Annotated in this window: 13 protein-coding genes; 5 read left to right on the forward strand and 8 right to left on the reverse strand. The window is 62.7% G+C overall.

Annotated elements, in window-relative coordinates; translation table 11 throughout:
• Nucleotides 1-191: 191 nt before the first annotated feature.
• Nucleotides 192-971: a histidinol-phosphatase gene (hisN, locus tag JOH52_RS08780; RefSeq protein ID WP_010970219.1), complete on the forward strand. Its 780-nt coding sequence runs from the start codon at nucleotides 192-194 to the stop codon at nucleotides 969-971.
• On the opposite strand, the gene JOH52_RS08785 is transcribed toward hisN, so the two are convergent.
• The gene (locus JOH52_RS08785) at nucleotides 968-1,951 is read right to left on the reverse strand and encodes an alpha/beta fold hydrolase (RefSeq protein WP_003531142.1); all 984 of its coding nucleotides are present in this window, start codon (nucleotides 1,949-1,951) and stop codon (nucleotides 968-970) included. The genes hisN and JOH52_RS08785 overlap by 4 nt on opposite strands.
• Before the next feature lie 371 nt (nucleotides 1,952-2,322).
• Between JOH52_RS08785 and JOH52_RS08790 the strand changes: the two genes are divergently transcribed.
• Nucleotides 2,323-2,784: an Hsp20 family protein gene (locus JOH52_RS08790; RefSeq protein WP_003531141.1), complete on the forward strand. Its 462-nt coding sequence runs from the start codon at nucleotides 2,323-2,325 to the stop codon at nucleotides 2,782-2,784.
• A 107-nt stretch (nucleotides 2,785-2,891) separates the two neighbouring features.
• Here the strand turns inward: JOH52_RS08790 and JOH52_RS08795 are convergent, their stop codons facing one another.
• The 5 genes from JOH52_RS08795 to JOH52_RS08815 are packed head-to-tail and all read right to left on the reverse strand — an operon-like array spanning nucleotide 2,892 to nucleotide 8,853.
• Complete coding sequence (locus JOH52_RS08795) at nucleotides 2,892-4,406, reverse strand: ABC transporter substrate-binding protein (protein WP_010970216.1); 1,515 nt, start codon at nucleotides 4,404-4,406, stop codon at nucleotides 2,892-2,894.
• Nucleotides 4,407-4,424: 18 nt separating this feature from the next.
• Entirely contained in the window at nucleotides 4,425-6,128 is a 1,704-nt protein-coding gene (locus JOH52_RS08800; protein WP_010970215.1) for a dipeptide ABC transporter ATP-binding protein, read from the reverse strand.
• Nucleotides 6,125-6,976 (reverse strand): ABC transporter permease, encoded by an 852-nt coding sequence (locus JOH52_RS08805; protein WP_010970214.1) that lies wholly within the window; start codon nucleotides 6,974-6,976, stop codon nucleotides 6,125-6,127. Before JOH52_RS08805 ends, JOH52_RS08800 begins: the two co-directional genes overlap by 4 nt.
• The gene (locus JOH52_RS08810) at nucleotides 6,973-7,911 is read right to left on the reverse strand and encodes an ABC transporter permease (RefSeq protein ID WP_010970213.1); all 939 of its coding nucleotides are present in this window, start codon (nucleotides 7,909-7,911) and stop codon (nucleotides 6,973-6,975) included. The genes JOH52_RS08805 and JOH52_RS08810 overlap by 4 nt, the downstream gene beginning before the upstream one ends.
• 51 nt (nucleotides 7,912-7,962) lie before the next feature.
• A complete protein-coding gene (locus JOH52_RS08815) occupies nucleotides 7,963-8,853 on the reverse strand; it encodes a proline iminopeptidase-family hydrolase (protein WP_010970212.1) in 891 nt (296 codons plus the stop codon).
• Between the two features lie 124 nt (nucleotides 8,854-8,977).
• On the opposite strand from JOH52_RS08815, the gene JOH52_RS08820 reads away from it, so the two are divergent.
• Together JOH52_RS08820 and JOH52_RS08825 are read left to right on the forward strand one after the other, a co-directional pair.
• The gene (locus JOH52_RS08820; RefSeq protein ID WP_010970211.1) at nucleotides 8,978-9,760 is read left to right on the forward strand and encodes a LuxR family transcriptional regulator; all 783 of its coding nucleotides are present in this window, start codon (nucleotides 8,978-8,980) and stop codon (nucleotides 9,758-9,760) included.
• A gap of 53 nt (nucleotides 9,761-9,813) precedes the next feature.
• The gene (locus tag JOH52_RS08825) at nucleotides 9,814-10,737 is read left to right on the forward strand and encodes a proline iminopeptidase-family hydrolase (RefSeq protein ID WP_017263128.1); all 924 of its coding nucleotides are present in this window, start codon (nucleotides 9,814-9,816) and stop codon (nucleotides 10,735-10,737) included.
• A 30-nt stretch (nucleotides 10,738-10,767) separates the two neighbouring features.
• Here JOH52_RS08825 and JOH52_RS08830 read toward each other — a convergent pair whose 3' ends face one another.
• Entirely contained in the window at nucleotides 10,768-11,763 is a 996-nt protein-coding gene (locus JOH52_RS08830) for a bile acid:sodium symporter family protein (RefSeq protein ID WP_010970209.1), read from the reverse strand.
• A gap of 233 nt (nucleotides 11,764-11,996) precedes the next feature.
• The gene (locus JOH52_RS08835) at nucleotides 11,997-13,043 is read right to left on the reverse strand and encodes a threonine aldolase family protein (RefSeq protein ID WP_010970208.1); all 1,047 of its coding nucleotides are present in this window, start codon (nucleotides 13,041-13,043) and stop codon (nucleotides 11,997-11,999) included.
• A 578-nt stretch (nucleotides 13,044-13,621) separates the two neighbouring features.
• On the opposite strand from JOH52_RS08835, the gene gltB reads away from it, so the two are divergent.
• Nucleotides 13,622-18,346: a glutamate synthase large subunit gene (gene gltB / locus JOH52_RS08840; RefSeq protein WP_107010536.1), complete on the forward strand. Its 4,725-nt coding sequence runs from the start codon at nucleotides 13,622-13,624 to the stop codon at nucleotides 18,344-18,346.
• Nucleotides 18,347-18,356: the final 10 nt, after the last annotated feature.

Raw genomic sequence — 18,356 nt, forward strand, 5'->3', positions numbered from 1 at the left:
CACGAGTGACTGCAGAAAAACTGTAATGCTGCGGTGCACAATTGTCAAGATTCGAAGACGCAGACTTTCGTATCGGTGCAGGGTGCGCTCTTCCGACATGCCCATTCAGCGACTGCCGGCGCCGGTCCGGTCGTTGCCTTTCCCTGAATTTCGTCTATTCAGATCGAACCTCCTCCCTCGCAGAGAGCGACATGCTGCCCGACCGTACTTTCTTCGACCGTCTCGCCGACGCCGCCAAGGCCGAAACCATGCCGCGCTTCCGGGTTGGCACGAGTGTTCTCAACAAGCTCGAAGGCGGCTTCGACCCGGTGACGGAAGCCGACAGGTCGGCTGAGGCGTCGATCCGCGCGCTGATCGAGAGCAGCTTTCCGGAACACGGCATTCTCGGCGAAGAGCACGGCAATATCGGTCTCGACCGCGAACTCGTCTGGGTCATCGACCCGATCGACGGGACCCGTGCATTCATCTCCGGCCTGCCGGTGTGGGGCACGCTGATCGGCCTCTACCGGAACGGCAAGGCCGTCATGGGGCTGATGGACCAGCCCTTCACCGGCGAGCGTTTTTTCGCCGACGGCGAGAAGGCGCTCTATCGGGGACCTGACGGAGAGAGGGTGCTCGCCACGCGGCCCTGCCATGCGCTTTCGGATGCCGTTCTGTTCACGACATCCCCGCACCTCTACACGGGCGAGCTCAAGGAGCGCTTCGAGGCATTGCAGGAGAAGGTGCGGCTCTTCCGCTACGGCTGCGACTGCTATGCCTTCGCGCTGCTTGCAGCCGGCCATGTCGATCTCGTCGTCGAATGCGGCCTGAAGCCCTACGACGTCGGCGGGCTCATTCCGCTGATCGAGCAGGCGGGCGGAATCATCACCGACTGGCAGGGCGGGCCGGCGGAAATGGGCGGCGAAATCATCGCTGCCGGCAGCCGCGAATTGCATGCGCAGGCGCTTGAGGCGCTCAAGGGCCGGGTTTAAGCCTCTTCCAACTGTCGCGGCAGGGACGCGGGGTCCTCCGCATCGGCGCCCGGCAGAAAGGCCAGGATCGCGGCCATCGCCTGGGCGCGATAGCGGTCGGCCTCCTGCAGGAGTTCGTGCCGCGCGCCGTCGATCGGGATCAGATGCCCCGCACGGAAATTGCTGGCCAACCGCTCGACCGGGAGATACGGCACGAGCTTATCGGCCGTCGGGGCGAGTATGACGGCCGGTATGGTGATCCTCGTCAGATGTTCGTGCTTGAGGACGCGCCGGATCGTTCGGAAGGCCTCGCTCAGCCAGCGGGCCGTGGGCGGTCCGACCCGCAGTTGCGGACGCGCATCGATGAGCGCCAGGTTGCGGGCGTAGCGCCGGTCGTCCGCGGTCAGAACATTGCCCCTAAAAGGGGTACCGTTGCCTTTGTCGGAACTCAGCGCCAGCCTCCCGAGGCCGATCCAGCGCATGACCGTCGCGATCGCTGCGATACCCCGTTCGCCGATCGCCTGGCCCCCCAGACCGACGAAGGGGGCAAGCAGCACCATCCGGTCGATGCGGCTTGCGAGCATGGGAGCGAGCGACAGGGCGACGAGCGCCCCCATCGAATGGGCGACGATCGAGAAGGGCAGGCGGGTGTCGGGAAGGACGATCTCATCGAGAAAAATCGTCAGGTCGCGCTCGTAATCGGTGAAATCCTCCACATGGCCGTGGGTCCATTGCGGCGACAGCCGCTCGGAGCCGCCCTGTCCGCGCCAGTCGAAGGTCGCGACCCAGAAACCGGCCGCCATGAGATCGCCGATCGTTTCGAAGTATTTCTCGATCGACTCGTTGCGACCCTGCAGCAGGACGATGGTGCCGCGAATGACCGGGGCCTTCGACCTGAACACCGCGTAGCGGATCTTGCGGTTGCGGGCTCCGTCGAAAAAGCCAACCACCGGATCGCCCGGCATCGGATTTTCCGGCATCGAGTGAAGGAGCGTGGTCATGGGGCGTGGGCCAGAAGGAACATGCAAGTAGGGATAGGCGGCGGCCCGCCACCCGTCAAAGAAAAAAGCCGGAAACGGTGGATGAAATCCGGACGATCACCGTTTCCGGCCGCTGAAGGGAGAAGGGACATGTCACTTCAGCCCTGGGAAGACCCAGTGTCTCCTTTCTAGCCCACGGCGGCTGAACGGCGGCCGAACCCCTCGTTCATCTATTGTTCAGGCGCTGGCGGCATTCCTCTTGAACTCGTGCGCGGGCATTCCCATGTCTTCTCCGCGGGCGCCGAAGAAGGGTCCGTTCACCGGTCGAGCCACAGCCGGAACGGGGTGGCAGGCCAGATATCGCAACCGTTGCTCTTATGGAGGACGACATCATGCGTCATTTTGATTTTTCTCCCCTCTACCGCTCCACTGTCGGCTTCGACCGCCTGTTCACCATGCTCGATAGCCTTGGTCAGCCGGATCAGTCGCAGACCTATCCGCCCTACAACATCGAACGCACCGGCGAAAACGCCTATCGCATCACCATGGCCGTTGCCGGTTTCGACGAAAGCGAGCTTTCGGTCGAAGCGCGCGAAAACACGCTGACGATCAAGGGCGAAAAGAGCGAAGAGAAGGGTGAGGAAACCCAGTTTCTCCATCGCGGCATAGCCAAGCGCGCCTTCGAGCGCCGCTTCCAGCTTGCCGACCACGTCGAGATCAAGTCCGCTTCGCTGAAGAACGGCCTGCTCCACGTCGATCTTCTGCGCAATATCCCGGAAACGGCCAAGCCGCGCCGGATCGAGATCACCGCGGCGGCTTCGCAGCCGAAGCAGATCGAGGCGCAGACCGCCTGAGTCCGGAAACAGGATCGAATAAAAGACGGCGCCCGAAAGGGCGCCGTTTTTGCTGCAGGAAAACCCCTGACGTTTTCCGGGAATGCCTGTGACCGGCTAGCTAACCGTCAGTTCTTCACCGTGTCTTCCAGGAAGAATCGGCCGAGCGGGTTCTGGTAGAAGTTCTCGATGTTCTTGCGCGATACGTTCAGATAAGGGCTGTAGTATAGGTCGATCCAGTGGACGTCATCCTTCGCCGTCTTCTGAATATCGACGTACATGGCCTCACGCTTTGCCGGATCGAGTTCCAGACGTGCCGCTGCGACAAGCTCCTTCACCTTTTCGCTGTTGTAGCGGGTCATGTAGTTCATATTGGTGTCATGGCCGAGCACGAAGGTGGTCTTCTGGTCCGGATCGAGGACGTCGTTTGTCCAGTACATGACCGAGATATCGTAGTCGCCGGCGACCAGCATGTCCCAGCTCTGGCTCGCGTCGACCTTCTGCAGATTGACCGTGACGCCCGCCTTGGCAAACTGCTGCTGCAGCAGCACCGCGATCTGCTCGTCGACCTCGTTGCCCGCGTTTACGACATAGTTGAGCGTCAGGTCGGATGCCCCCGCCTCGGCCAGCATCGCCTTGGCCTTCTCCGGATCGTAAGGATACTGGTAGTTGGCGTCGTAGTGATAGAGCGAGCCCTTTGGGATGTAGGAATTTGCGACCGTGCCGATGCCGAACGTGACCGTGTCGACGATCGCCTTCTTGTCGATCGCCATATCCAGGGCCTGGCGCACTTCCTTTTTGGCAAGCATGCCGTGCTCATGGTTGATGAGCAGATGGTCTTCGCGGGTCGAGGTGTCGATGTGGACCGTGAGGTTCGGGTCCTTCTTCAGCTCCTCGACGCGCGAGAACGGGACGAAGATCGCTGTGTCGAGCTGGCCGGCCTGCACGTTCAGCATGCGCGTGTTGTCGTCCGGAACGGAAATCCATTCGACGCCGTCTAGTTTCACACGATCCGCCTGCCAGAAGTTCGGATTCTTTTCGAGGATTACCCGATCGCCGCGCCGCCATTCCTTGACGGTGAACGCGCCGGACGATGCCGTCGGCAGTTCGGCGAAAGCGTCCTCGCCGGCCTCGACGGCTTTCTTGGAAAGCACCGAGACGTTCGGAAGGGCAAGCGTCGACAGGAAGGGTGCGGAGGGCGTCTTCAACTTGACGACCAGAGTCTTTGGATCGGCCGCCTCGGCGGTTTCGATGATCTTGTAGCTGTCGCTCCACAGAGAGCCTTCGTGGTCGCGTATGCGCAGCAAGCTGAAGGCGGCATCCTCGGCCGTTATCGGCGAGCCGTCCGAGAACTTCGCGTCGCGGATCTTGAACGTGTAGGTCAGGCCGTCATCGGAAAGGGTCCAGCTTTCGGCGAGCCCAGGCTCCAGCTTGGTGCCGGTCTTGTCCACGCGGACAAGCACGTCGAAGACGTTGGAGAACACCCAGTTGTCGACGTTCTGGGCCGACTTGATCGGATCGAAAGTCGTTGAATCTTCGCGGCGGCCGATGGAGAGGATACCGGCGGCCTCGGCGTAACCGGCACTGAGCATCAGGGCGGCTGCGAAAGCGGCCCGGCCGATTTTGTTCCACCTTTTGGTCATTGTTCGTTCCCTTCGTTATTATGGCAGGCGTTTGACGGACTGGATCGGTTCCACCGGCGGCGCATCGGTATGGCCGAGTAATGACCTGTCGGGATCGATGTCGGGGATCGCGGCGATCAATGCGGCGGTGTAGGGATGTTTCGGCCGGGAGAAGACGTCCTCGGAGCGGCCCTCCTCGATGATCTCTCCGCGATGCATCACCACGGTGCGTTCGCACAGGTTGCGCACGATCGCGAGGTCATGGGCGATGAAGATCAGCGTGAGGTTAAGGTCGCGGGCGAGCTTGCGGAAGAGGTCGACGATCTGCGCCTGGATCGTGACATCGAGTGCTGCGACGCATTCGTCGGCGATAATCAGTCTCGGGTCGACGGCAAGGGCACGGGCGATGCCCGCCCTCTGGCACTGGCCGCCGCTCATGCTGCGCGGTTTGCGATGGGCGAATTCGCGCTCGAGGCCGACAAGGTCCAGCAGCTCGCCGATGCGTGCCGGAATGTCGGCTCCGCCGATCTTTTTCTGCACTTTCAGAACTTCAGCAAGAGTCTGGCCGATGGTCAGGCGCGGGTTCAATGCATTGAACGGATCCTGAAAGACCATGGCGGACTCGTGTCGCAGCCTGGTGAGACCCGCACCCCTCTGCTGAGAAAGATCGATACCGTCGAAGCTGACGTGACCGGCGGAAATCGGCGTCAGGCCCAGCATGGCGCGGGCAAGCGTACTTTTGCCGCTGCCGGATTCGCCGACGATACCGACCGTTTCGCCGGGCATGATCCGCAGGCTGATCCCCGAAACGGCGCTGACGGCCCTGGCGTTCTTTCCCCTGAAAAGGCTGCCGCCCGACGGGAAGCGCACATGCAAGTCATCGATCTCCAGAAGCGACCTTGTCGCTCCATGTGAGGGCGCTGGGAGACTGGTGGCGGGGAGCACCGCCTCGGGCATGGATGGATGGCTGTGGATGAGCCGAACTGTATACGGGTCCTGCGGTGCGGACAGGATCGTCCGTTTAGGACCCTGTTCCAGCAGCTTTCCGCCGCGCATCACGGCAATGCGGTCGCAGGTCTGCGCCACGATGCCGAGATCATGGGTAATGAGGATGATCGACAGGCCGCGCCTGTCGCGGATGTCCATCAGGAGTTTCAGGATCTGCGCCTGGATCGTCACGTCGAGGGCGGTCGTCGGTTCGTCGGCTATGAGGATTTGCGGATTGCAGGACAGTGCCACGCCGATCATGGCCCGCTGACGCATGCCGCCGGAAAGCTCGTGCGGGTAGCTGTCGTACTGGCGGACAGGTTCAGGGAACCCGATCTGCCCCAGTATCTCGACCGCTGCCGCCCGCGCATCGCGGCCGCCGAGGCCCTGATGGTAGCGGATGCCCTCGGCGATCTGGTCGCCGATGCGCATGACCGGGTCGAGGTGGCTGGTCGGGTTCTGGAAGATCATGCCGATCTCGGCGCCGCGCACCTCCAGCATCTCGGCGTCGGTGACGGCCGTGAGGTCGCGCCCTCCGAGGAGAACCGCACCGCCTTCGATCTTCAGCAGGGATGATGGCAGGAGGCGAACCAGCGCGCGGCAGAACAGGCTCTTGCCCGATCCGCTTTCGCCGACGAGGCCGAGGATCTCGCCCTTGGCGAGGTCGAGCGAGATGCCATCCAGCAGCGTGCGCGTCTCTCCCTGGAGATGCGCCTTCACGGTCAGGTCGCGGACAGACAGGACGGAGGCGCTCATTCGTGCACTCCGAGCAATTCGCCGAGCGCATCGCCCAGCATGCTGAAGCCGAAGGCAAGGCTGACGATGGACAGGCCGGGAAACAGCGTGATCCACCAGGCGGTGGTGATGAAGCTCTGGCCCTCCGCGACCATGACGCCCCATTCGGCGACCGGCGGCTGGACGCCGAGACCGAGATAGCTGACGGCGGCCCCGCTCAGCAGCACCAGGACGGCATCCGACATGGCAAAGACGATCGAGCCGGCAATGGCATTGGGTAGCAAGTGCCGGAACATGATGCGGAAGCGGCCGAAACCGAGGCTGACGGCGGCGACGGCATAGTCGCTGTTCTTCAGAACGAGAATCTGTGCCCGGATCAACCGGGCATATGAAACCCATCCGACCAGCGCCATGGCGATATAGAAGCTGCCGAGGCCCGGACCGAGAATGGCGATGATCGACAGCATCAATACGAGGAATGGAAAGGCGAGGATGATGTCGACGAGGCGCATGAACAGCGCGTCTACAATGCCGCCGAAGAAGCCGGCGATGGTGCCGACGATCGTTCCTATGACGAAGGGGAAGGCGACCCCGATCAAGGCGATCTGCAGGTCGATGCGTGTGCCCCAGATGACCCGTGAAAGGAGGTCGCGGCCGAAGTTGTCGGTGCCGAACGGATGCAGAAGCGACGGCGGCTGCAAGCGGGCTGCGCCGTTCTGCAGGATCGGGTCATAGGGGGCGACGACGGGTGCGCCGATCGCCAGCAGCAGGAAAAACAGCAGGATGCCCGCGCCAATGACGAGGGCCAGCCGCCGGCCGAAGAGCAACCGCCAGCCGGCCGGCGACGAGGACACCGTACCGGCGCTCATAGTTTCACCCTCGGATCGACGGCGACGGTGACGATGTCGGCGATGAAGTTGACGAGCACAGTGGCGCAGGCAAACACCATGGCGACACCCTGCACGACCATGTAGTCGCGCGAGAAGATGGCGCGTACCAGCAACTGTCCCATGCCCGGCAGGGCAAAGACGCTTTCGACCACGACCGTGCCGCCGATCAGCCAACCGATGTTGACCGCCAGAAGGTTGATGGTCGGCACCAGCGAATTCGGAACGACATGCCGCCAGAAGACGATGCGCTCAGGCATGCCGCGCGCGCGGGCGGCCGTCGCCACGTCTGATTTCAGGGACTCGATCATTGCCGCGCGCAGGCTGCGAACCAGCACCGTCGACAGGGAAAGAGCGACCGTCAGGCTCGGCAGGATCAGATGGGCGAGCTTGTCGCCGAAGGTCGCCCCGTAGCCGGACACCGGCAGCACGTCCAGTTTGACGCTGAAAAGGATCATCAGCATCAGGCCGAGCCAGAACGGCGGAAACCCGATGCCGAATGTGGAAACAACCCGGACGATATGGTCCGGCGCCTTGCCGGAATTACGCGCTGCAAGCGCCGCCATGGGCACGGCGATGAGAACCGCCAGAACGACGCTCGACAGCACGAGCGCGATGGTCGGCTCGACACGTGTGGCGATAAGCTTCAGGACATCGATCTTGTAGAGGATCGACTTGCCCATCTCGCCATCGGCAAGATTCTTCAGAAAGTAGAAATATTGCTGCCACATCGGCTCGTCGAGGCCGTACTGGGCGCGGATCTTGGCGATGGCCGACGGGGTGGCGCGGGCTCCGAGCAGGTTGCGCGCCGGATCGCCGGGGATGAGCCGCACCAGAATGAAGGTTATGATGCTGATCCCGAAGATGACCGGCAGGAACTGCAAAGGTCGAGTGAGAACGAACCTATAGCGATGCATGGCGATGCCCGCGCCTCCGTCTTGTTCGGATGTCTCTCGCCATGTTTTGCATCAGTTCGGCCTGTGCCGCGACAGGAAATCGATCAGCGCAGGATAATAGTCCGCGGGGTTCTCGTAGAACGGCATGTGGCTTGCATTGGCAAAAACCCTGAGCTCGGCATCCGGGATGGCGAGCTTCATCTTCAGCGCGCAGGCCGGCGTGAGCTCGTCGTGTTCTCCCGTGGTGATCAGCGTCGGCACCTTAATGCCGGGGAGGTCGGGAATGCGGTTCCAGTCCTTGAGATTGCCGATATAGAGAAACTCGTTCGGGCCTTGCATCGTGCCGTAGGGACCCATATTCCAGTCGTCCAGGGACCGGCGTACCGGTGCGGGCCATTCCGGCAGGCGGCAGACATGGCGATAGTTCAGGATGGTAATGGCAGCCATATATTCGGGATGATCGTATGTGCCCTGCGCCTCGTGCTTCTGCATCATGGCGACGGTCTCCGGGCCGAGCGCGGCGCGCAGCCGCTCAAGCTCGGTGACGAGGTGCGGCATGTCGGCGACCGTATCCTCCAGGATCAGCGTCTGCAGGTTTTCCGGGTATGTCAGCGCGTAATCGATCGCCAGCCAGCCACCCCAGGAATGGCCGAGCATGTGCACCTTGCCGAGTCCCAGCGCCTTGCGAACCGTTTCGGTTTCCTCGACATACCGGCCGATCGTCCAGAGCGAAGGATCGGTCGGGCGGTCGGAGGCGCCGGTGCCGAGCTGATCGAAGGCGACGACGCGATAGCCCTTGTCGATGAGGCACGAATGGGCTTCGCGCAGATAGTCACAGGGTAGTCCCGGCCCGCCATTCAGGCAGAACAAGGTCTCCGGACCCGAACCGAAGCTGTAGGCCACCACCTTGTAGCCATCGACTTCGATTTCGTGTCGCGCCTCCGGCTCGATATCACGCCACATTGACCGCCCCGGCAAAGAAACTGCTTGCTCAATAATTGAGCACGGCTAAATTTTATCCGAAACGCCAGTCGGCGCCCAGCTATAAGAAGTGATAGGTTGGCCTGTGACCGGACCGGAGACAAGGATGTTTGACGAACTCGGGACGATCAGGAACCAGTTCACCGCGCACGACACGCTGGATGGCCGTATCGATCAGGTGTTCGAGGCGATGAAGTCGATCGGCTTCGAGGCTCTGATCTACGACTATACGCCGGTGCCCCGCGATCTCGACGGCACGATCATGGTCCCGTCGCTGCTGAAACTTCGCAACATCTCGGAAGACATGCACGACTACTGGTTCGATCGCGGCTATTTCCGCATCGATCCCGTGCAGCAGGTGGCGCTGCGCACGTCGACGCCGTTCTTTTGGAACTATGATCCCGATGCGGACACGCTGATCAGGCGCTTCATGAGCGATGATACGGCGCCTGTCGCCCGCTACCTGAGCGAACGCGACATGTCGACCGGCGTCACCGTTCCGGTCCACATGCCGCGCGGCGACTATGCGACCGTCACGGGCGTGCGTTTCGGCGGCAATCGCGCATTCGAGGGGCATGCGCTGCGGTACATCGCCGATTTCAACCTGCTCGCCCATGTGTTTCACGAGGCGGCCTATTCGCTGTTCGACGCGCAGGCCTTCAACGCCGGCACCGCGAGGCTGACGGAGCGGGAGCGCGAATGCCTTCGCTATTCCGCCGAGGGCCACTCGGCCAAGGAAATTTCCCGTATCATCCACCGCTCTGTGCCGACTGTCGTCATGCACCTCAACGCCGCGGCCAAGAAACTCGGTGCGAAGAACCGAACCCAGGCGGTTGTGCGCGCCACGCACTACCGCCTGCTCGAAGAGCGCCCATCCTATAACTTGTGATAGCTGCCACGGCTCGAAACCCCGCGTTATGTTGCCTCCGTTGTCCGTCAGACATGGAGATGCACGTGGCCGCCGTCGCGTCGAAGGAAGCCTTCCTGCCCTTTCGCGAATACCAGACCTGGTATCGCATCACCGGTTCGCTCGGCAGCGGCAAGCTGCCGCTCGTCGTTGCCCATGGCGGACCGGGCTGCACCCATGACTACGTGGATTCCTTCAAGGGGATCAGCGAGATCGACGGACGCGCCGTCATTCACTACGACCAGCTCGGCAACGGCAACTCCACGCGCCTTCCGGACAAGGGCCCGGATTTCTGGACGCCCGCCCTGTTCCTCGGGGAACTCGACGCGCTGCTGAAGCATCTGGGCATCCAGGATCGCTATGCCTTTCTCGGACAGTCCTGGGGCGGCATGCTGGGTGCGGAACATGCGGTTCTAAAGCCTGCGGGGCTGAAGGCGCTGGTCATCGCCAATTCGCCGGCCAACATGCATACCTGGGTGGCGGAAGCCAATCGCCTGCGCGAGGAACTGCCGCAGGCGGTTCAGGATACGCTGCTCAGGCATGAGCAGGCCGGCACGATTACCGATCCGGAATACATCGCCGCCTCTCGCGTCTTCTACGACCGCCATGTCTGCCGCGTCACGCCGTGGCCGGCGGAAGTCGCGCGCACCTTTGCGATCATGGACGAAGATAATACGGTCTATCGCAACATGAACGGCCCGACCGAGTTCCACGTAATAGGTACGATGAAGGACTGGACGATCGAGGACCGGCTGATGCGGATCGAAGCGCCGACCCTCTTGATTTCCGGAAAATACGACGAAGCCACGCCGCTCGTCGTCAAGCCGTATGTGGATCGCGTGAAGGGCTGCGAATGGGTGCTGTTCGAGCATTCCAGCCACATGCCGCATGTGGAGGAGAAGGCCTTGTGCCTGGAAACGGTCTCTCGATTCCTGTCATCCCACGATACCGAGGCTTGATAAGGAGACGCGCCGTTTCGTTTGTGCTCTTCAGGTGAGGGTAGCCGGGATAGCGGTTCCTTCGAGCTCTGCCGCCTTGGCGGCATAACGCTGGGCAATGACCGCACAGGCCATCAACTGAATCTGATGGAACAGCATGACCGGCAGAACGATCATGCCGATGTTCTGCCCGGCGAAGATCGCGCTTGCCATCGGAATGCCGCTCGCCAGGCTCTTCTTCGATCCGCAGAAGGTGATGGCGATTTCGTCCGCGCGGTCGAACCCGAGCAGCCGGCTACCGAATGTGGTGGCCGTCAGAATAAGCGCGAGGAGGACGATCTCGATAGCGATGAGGATCGTAAGGTCGCTCAGCGTGAAGGCGTGCCAGAGGCCGGCCGTGACGGCCTGGCTGAAAGCCAGGTAGACGACCATCAGGATCGAACCGCGGTCGACCGGCGCGAGCAGTTTCTTGCGGGCGCGAATCCAGTCGCCGATCCAGGGCTGCAGGATCTGGCCTGCGACGAAGGGGGCAAGCAGCTGCAGGAGGATCTGTTCGATCGCGTCGAGCGATACGCCGCCATGTCCGCCGGCCGAGAAGATGACGCCGACGAGAAGCGGCGTCAGGAACACGCCCAAGATGTTGGAGGCCGATGCGGCGCAGACGGCTGCCGGAACATTGCCGCCGGCCATCGACGTGAATGCGATCGACGACTGTACCGTCGAGGGCAGAACGCAGAGGAAAAGGATGCCGGTATAGAGCGACGGCGGCAGGATCCATGGCGGGACGAAACCGATGAGGAGTCCGATGAGCGGGAAAAGGGCGAAAGTCGAAAAGAGAATCGCAATGTGCAGCCGCCAATGCAGGAAGCCGGCAATGACGACCTCGCGCGAAAGCCGTGCGCCATGAAGAAAGAAGATCAGGCCGACACCCAGCTTTGTCGCGATTGCGAACCAGGCCGCGGCGGTACCGTCGATGGGCAAAACCGCTGCGAGAGCGACTGTCAGCATCAGGAGGATGGTAAAGGTGTCGGGGAGATAACGGCGCATGGTGCTTGCCGTGTAAGCCCATCCGGAAGCCGGATGCAAGCCCTAGATCATGTTCATGTTTTTAGGCCGGGTCGGCCTAAAAACATGAACATGATCTATTCCAGGAAGTTGAGACGCCGGATGCGGGCGGAAAACTGCACAGATTTTTCCTCATCCCGCTCTATCGGCCGCGATGCGCGGCGCATTCGAACGATTTCATGCGGCGCGCTTCGATATCTGCCGTGCGGCCCGCATCAGCAGGCGGCGACGAAACGGTCGACGTCCTCGGCGCGGGTGGCGAAGCTGGTAACCAGGCGATAGAGCCCTTCGTCTTCCGCGAGGCTGCCTTCGAGATCGTGCGGCACTTCCCAATCGTAGAAAAGCGCGCCCTGCCGCTGCAGCCGACCCGCGGCCTCCCGTTTCAGCACGACGAAGACCTCGTTGGCATCGGGCGCCCAGGCAAGCCGGCTCCCGGCCGAAGCGGTGATGCCGTCGGCGAGGCGCTGTGCCATCGCGTTGGCGTGGCGCGCAAGATCGAGCCAGAGATCGCCGGCAAGATAGGCGTCGAACTGGGCGGCGACGAAGCGCGACTTGGAGAAGAGTTGAGCCGAGCGCTTGCGCAGGAAGTGCATCTCCTGCGCCTTCGAAAGGTCGAAGAGCACCAGCGCCTCGGCGCACCAGCAGCCGTTCTTGGTTCCGCCGAACGAAAGCAGATCGACGCCACGCTTCCAGGTCATCTCGGCCGGTGTCGTACCAAGGCTGACCAGGGCATTGGCGAAACGGGCGCCATCCATGTGCAGCGGCAGTTTATGGGAGCGGGCGATCGAACCGATCGTTTCGATCTGGTCGAGCGAATAGACGGTGCCGCTCTCGGTCGCCTGCGTCAGCGTCACCGCCATCGGCTGACCGCCATGGACGTTCTCCCTCGGGAGCCGCCGAATTTCGGCCTCGAGCTTCGCCGGCTCCATCCTGCCGCGGGCGCCCTCGACCGGGCACAGCCTCGCGCCGTGCGAGAAGAACTCCGGCGCGCCGCACTCGTCGACGTTCACATGCGCTTCGCGATGGCAGAAAGCGATTCCGCCCGCCCGATTGGCGCTCGAAAGCGCAAGGGAATTTGCGGCGGTTCCGGTGCCCACGAAGAATACCGCGACGTCCCTCTCGAAAATCTCCGAAAATCTCTGTTCCACCCTCCGGTCGAGTTCGCTCGTGCCGTAGGCGGAAGCATAGCCCTGCGCATTCGCGACCAGACTTTCGGCAATCGCCGGATGGGCGCCGGCCCAGTTGTCGGAGGAGAAGATCATCTGAAGCTTACCCTGTTTACATCGAGCCACGCGGCGCGCAGAGGCGCGCCGGCGCGACCATAGCCGAGTCCCGTCGGCAAGCAAGCGGCTGCGCTTAACTGTGCCTACCTTGAGTGCCAACCGGAGACCAGTTTGAAACCAAAGTAAAGAAAGTGCCCGGTGCCGGTAATTAAATTTCAAAACCGCGCAATTTCCGGCAATGTTCGGCAAAATCTCTCGCATTATTTGCGGCCGAGGCCCTTGCGAAGGGGGGCGGTTTCTGGCATAGAGCGCATGAAATAGGACAGGTTTGCTGTCCTATTTCGGTCTAGGGGCCGGAACAATCGCCGGAAGCACCGTGAAAAGCGGCAGCCGGCGTGGAGCGCGAGGGGGTTTCGCCGGATTTCATCCGGTCGTTATTCCTTGGCGTCAGTATGGTCGCGGACATCAGTGCCTGACGCGGCCGCGCTTCATTTGCGACCTGATCAGGATCATGCGACGATAATGCCCCGGCTTGCCGCCGTGCGAAAAGCGCCATGCGGCAACTGCGTGCGGGCCGCGTTATGCCCGGAATCGCCGGGTTCAACAGGAGGGAAAAGATGACGGATCATTCGCCATCACGACAGATTGGGCTCAACCTCGCACAAGACGCTGCGACGGCTGTGAAAACGCCCGCATTCCCCTCCGGGCTGCCGCGAAAACAGGGGCTCTACGATCCACGGAACGAACATGATGCCTGCGGCGTCGGCTTCGTCGCCCATCTCAAGGGCGAGAAGTCGCATCAGATCGTGCGCGATGGCCTCTTCATGCTGGAAAACCTCACGCATCGCGGCGCGGTCGGTGCCGACCCGCTGATGGGCGACGGCGCGGGCATTCTCGTCCAGATCCCCGACCGCTTCTTCCGCGAGGAGATGGCGAAGCAGGGCGTGACCCTGCCGAAGGCGGGCGAATATGCCGTCGGCTATCTCTTCATGCCACGCGACGAGGCGCTTATCGCCCACTTCAAGGAGGTGATCAGCGAGGTCGTGGCCGAGGAGGGCCAGATCGTGCTCGGCTTCCGCGACGTGCCGGTCGACAATTCGTCTCTCTCCAAAGCGCCCGACATCGCCGCGACCGAGCCGCACCATGTCCAGGTGTTCATCGGCGCTGGCCGGGAGGCCGCGAGCAGCGACGAATTCGAACGGCGGCTGTTCACGCTTCGCAAGGTGATCTCAAACCGCATCTATGCGGAAGCCGATGGTGGCGATCTCGGCTTCTATATCGTGTCGCTGTCGACCACCACCATCGTCTACAAGGGCATGTTCCTCGCCTATCAGGTGGGTGCCTATTACAAGGACCTCGCCGACGAGCGCTTCCAGTCGGCCGTCGCACTCGTGCACCAGCGCTTCTCGACCAACACCTTCCCGTCCTGGAAGCTCGCGCATCCCTATCGCATGGTTGCGCATAACGGCGAGATCAATACGCTGCGCGGCAACGTCAACTGGATGGCCGCACGGCAGGCTTCCGTTTCCTCGCCGCTCTTCGGCGACGACATTTCCAAGCTCTGGCCGATCTCCTATGAAGGTCAGTCGGACACGGCCTGTTTCGACAATGCGCTCGAATTCCTCGTGCGCGGCGGTTATTCGCTCTCGCATGCCGTCATGATGCTGATCCCCGAGGCCTGGGCCGGCAACCAGCTCATGTCGCCGGAGCGCAAGGCCTTCTACGAATATCATGCGGCGCTGATGGAACCGTGGGACGGACCGGCGGCGGTCGCCTTCACCGATGGGCGCCAGATAGGCGCCACGCTCGACCGCAACGGTCTGCGCCCGGCGCGCTACATCGTCACCAGCGACGACCGCGTCATCATGGCGTCGGAGGCCGGCGTTCTGCCGGTCGCCGAGGACAAGATCGTCAAGAAATGGCGGCTGCAGCCCGGCAAGATGCTGCTGATCGACATGGAAGAGGGCCGCATCATCTCCGACGAGGAGGTGAAGTCGTCGCTCGCCGGCAAGCATCCCTATCGCCAATGGCTCGACAACACCCAGCTGATCCTCGAAGAGCTGAAGCCGGTCGAGCCGCGGGCGCTGCGCCGCGACGTGTCGCTGATCGACCGCCAGCAGGCCTTCGGTTATACCCATGAGGACACGAAGCTCCTGATGTCGCCGATGGCGACGACCGGTCAGGAGGCGATCGGCTCGATGGGCACCGACACGCCGATCTCGGCGATGTCCGACAAGCCGAAGCTGCTCTACACCTATTTCAAGCAGAACTTCGCGCAGGTCACCAACCCGCCGATCGATCCGATCCGCGAGGAACTGGTGATGAGCCTCGTCTCGTTCATCGGTCCCCGCCCGAACATCCTCGACCATGAGGGGATGGCGCATGCGAAGCGGCTGGAAGTCCGCCAGCCGATCCTGACCAATGGCGACCTCGAGAAGATCCGCTCGATCGGCCACACCGAGGACCGCTTCGACACGAAGACGCTCGATTTCACCTACGACATTTCCCGCGGTGCCGAAGGCATGCTGGAAATGCTCGATCGTCTTTGTGGAAGGGCGGAAGCGGCAGTCAAGGGCGGCTACAACATCATCGTGCTTTCCGACCGGCAGATCGGTCCGGATCGCGTGGCGATCCCGGCGCTGCTCGCGACCGCAGCCGTCCATCACCACCTGATCCGCAAGGGTCTGCGCACGTCGGTCGGCCTCGTCGTCGAGTCGGGCGAACCGCGCGAGATTCATCATTTCTGCCTGCTCGCCGGCTACGGCGCGGAAGCGATCAACCCCTATCTCGCCTTCGACACGCTCGTCGACATGCACAAGCGCGGCGAGTTTCCGAAGGAAGTCGACGAGAAGGAAGTCGTCTACCGCTACATCAAGGCGGTCGGCAAAGGCATCCTCAAGGTCATGTCCAAAATGGGCATTTCCACCTACCAGTCCTATTGCGGCGCGCAGATCTTCGACGCCGTCGGCCTTTCGTCCGCGCTGGTCGGCAAGTACTTCTTCGGTACTGCAACGACGATCGAAGGCATCGGCCTCGAGGAGATCGCTGCCGAAACCGTGGCGCGTCACAAGGCTGCCTTCGGAAGCGATCCGGTGCTTGCCAATACGCTCGACATCGGCGGCGAATATGCCTTCCGGATGCGCGGCGAAAGCCATGCCTGGACGCCGGACGCCATCGCGTCGCTGCAGCATGCCGTGCGCGGCAATGCCGAGGACCGCTATCGCGAATTTTCCGCGATGATGAACGAGTCTGCGAGCCGCATGAACACGATCCGCGGGCTATTCACGATCAAGGGAGCCGAGGAGGTCGGCCGCAAGCCGATCCCGATCGAAGAGGTCGAGCCGGCTGCGGAGATCGTCAAGCGCTTCTCGACCGGTGCCATGTCCTTCGGCTCGATCAGCCGCGAGGCGCATACGACGCTCGCCGTCGCGATGAACCGGATCGGCGGCAAGTCCAACACCGGCGAAGGCGGCGAGGAGAGCGATCGCTACCTGCCGCTGCCGGACGGCTCGACGAACCCCGAGCGGTCGGCGATCAAGCAGATCGCCTCCGGCCGCTTCGGCGTCACCACCGAGTACCTGGTCAATGCCGACGTTCTGCAGATCAAGGTGGCGCAGGGCGCGAAGCCCGGCGAAGGCGGCCAGCTACCGGGTCACAAGGTCGATGCGACCGTCGCCAAGACGCGGCATTCGACGCCGGGTGTCGGCCTCATCTCGCCGCCGCCGCATCATGACATCTATTCGATCGAGGATCTGGCGCAGCTGATCTACGATCTGAAGAACGTCAACCCGGAGGCCGATGTCTCGGTCAAGCTGGTATCGGAAGTGGGTGTCGGCACCGTTGCGGCCGGCGTCGCCAAGGCGCGCGCCGATCACATCACCATTGCCGGCTTCGACGGCGGCACCGGCGCTTCGCCGCTGACCTCGCTGAAGCATGCGGGTAGCCCGTGGGAGATCGGCCTTGCCGAAACGCAGCAGACGCTGGTGCTTAACGGTCTGCGCTCCCGCATCGCGCTGCAGGTCGATGGCGGCCTGAAGACCGGCCGTGACGTCGTCATCGGAGCGCTGCTCGGCGCCGACGAATTCGGCTTCGCGACCGCGCCGCTGATCGCGGCCGGTTGCATCATGATGCGCAAGTGCCATCTGAATACCTGTCCTGTCGGCGTCGCCACCCAGGATCCGGTGCTCCGGAAGCGTTTCAAGGGGACGCCGGAGCATGTCGTCAATTACTTCTTCTTCGTTGCAGAGGAAGTGCGCGAGATTCTCGCATCGCTTGGCGCCAGACGGCTCGACGACATCATCGGGTCCTCGGATCTGCTCGACCGCGACCGGATGATCGAGCACTGGAAGGCGAGGGGCCTCGACTTCTCGAGGATCTTCCACAAGGTGGAGGCTCCGAAGGAAGCGACGTATTGGACGGAGCGCCAGAACCATCCGATCGACGACATTCTCGACCGCAGGCTGATCGAGAAGGCGAAGCTCGCCCTCGAGACCAAGGTGCCGGTCGCCTTCGAGGCCGCGATCAAAAACGTCGACCGCTCGGCCGGCGCCATGCTTTCGGGCGCGCTTGCCAAGCGCTGGGGCCACAAGGGGCTGAAGGACGATACGATCCACGTGACCCTCAAGGGCACGGCGGGCCAGTCCTTCGGCGCGTTCCTCGCCCGCGGCATCACGTTCGATCTCGTCGGCGACGGAAACGACTATGTCGGCAAGGGGCTCTCGGGCGGGCGCATCATCGTCCGGCCGCCGGAGAACGCGCGGATCGTGCCGCACCAGTCGATCATCGTCGGCAATACCGTGCTTTACGGCGCGATTTCCGGAGAGTGCTACTTCAACGGCGTCGCCGGTGAACGCTTTGCCGTGCGCAACTCCGGTGCGATCGCGGTCGTGGAAGGCGTCGGCGATCACGGCTGCGAATACATGACCGGCGGTGTCGTCGTCGTTCTCGGCGGCACGGGCCGCAACTTCGCCGCCGGCATGTCGGGCGGTGTCGCTTACGTGCTCGATGAGGAGGGCGACTTCGCCCGGCGCTGCAACATGGCCATGGTCGAGCTGCAGCCGGTTCCGGAGGAGGACGACATGCTGGAGAAGCTGCATCACCACGGCGGCGACCTCATGCACAAGGGCATGGTGGACGTCTCGGGCGACATGACGCGCCACGACGAGGAACGCCTCTACCAGCTCATCTCGAACCACCTGCACTATACGGGTTCGGTCCGCGCCAAGGAGATCCTCGATCACTGGGCGGATTACCGGCCGAAGTTCCGCAAGGTGATGCCGGTAGAATACCGCCGCGCGCTCGAGGACATGGAGCGCATGAAGATGGCTGAAGCGGCCGAGTAACCGGCCCTCG

It is taken from the genome of Sinorhizobium meliloti (genome assembly GCF_017876815.1).
Taxonomy (GTDB): Bacteria; Pseudomonadota; Alphaproteobacteria; order Rhizobiales; family Rhizobiaceae; genus Sinorhizobium; species Sinorhizobium meliloti.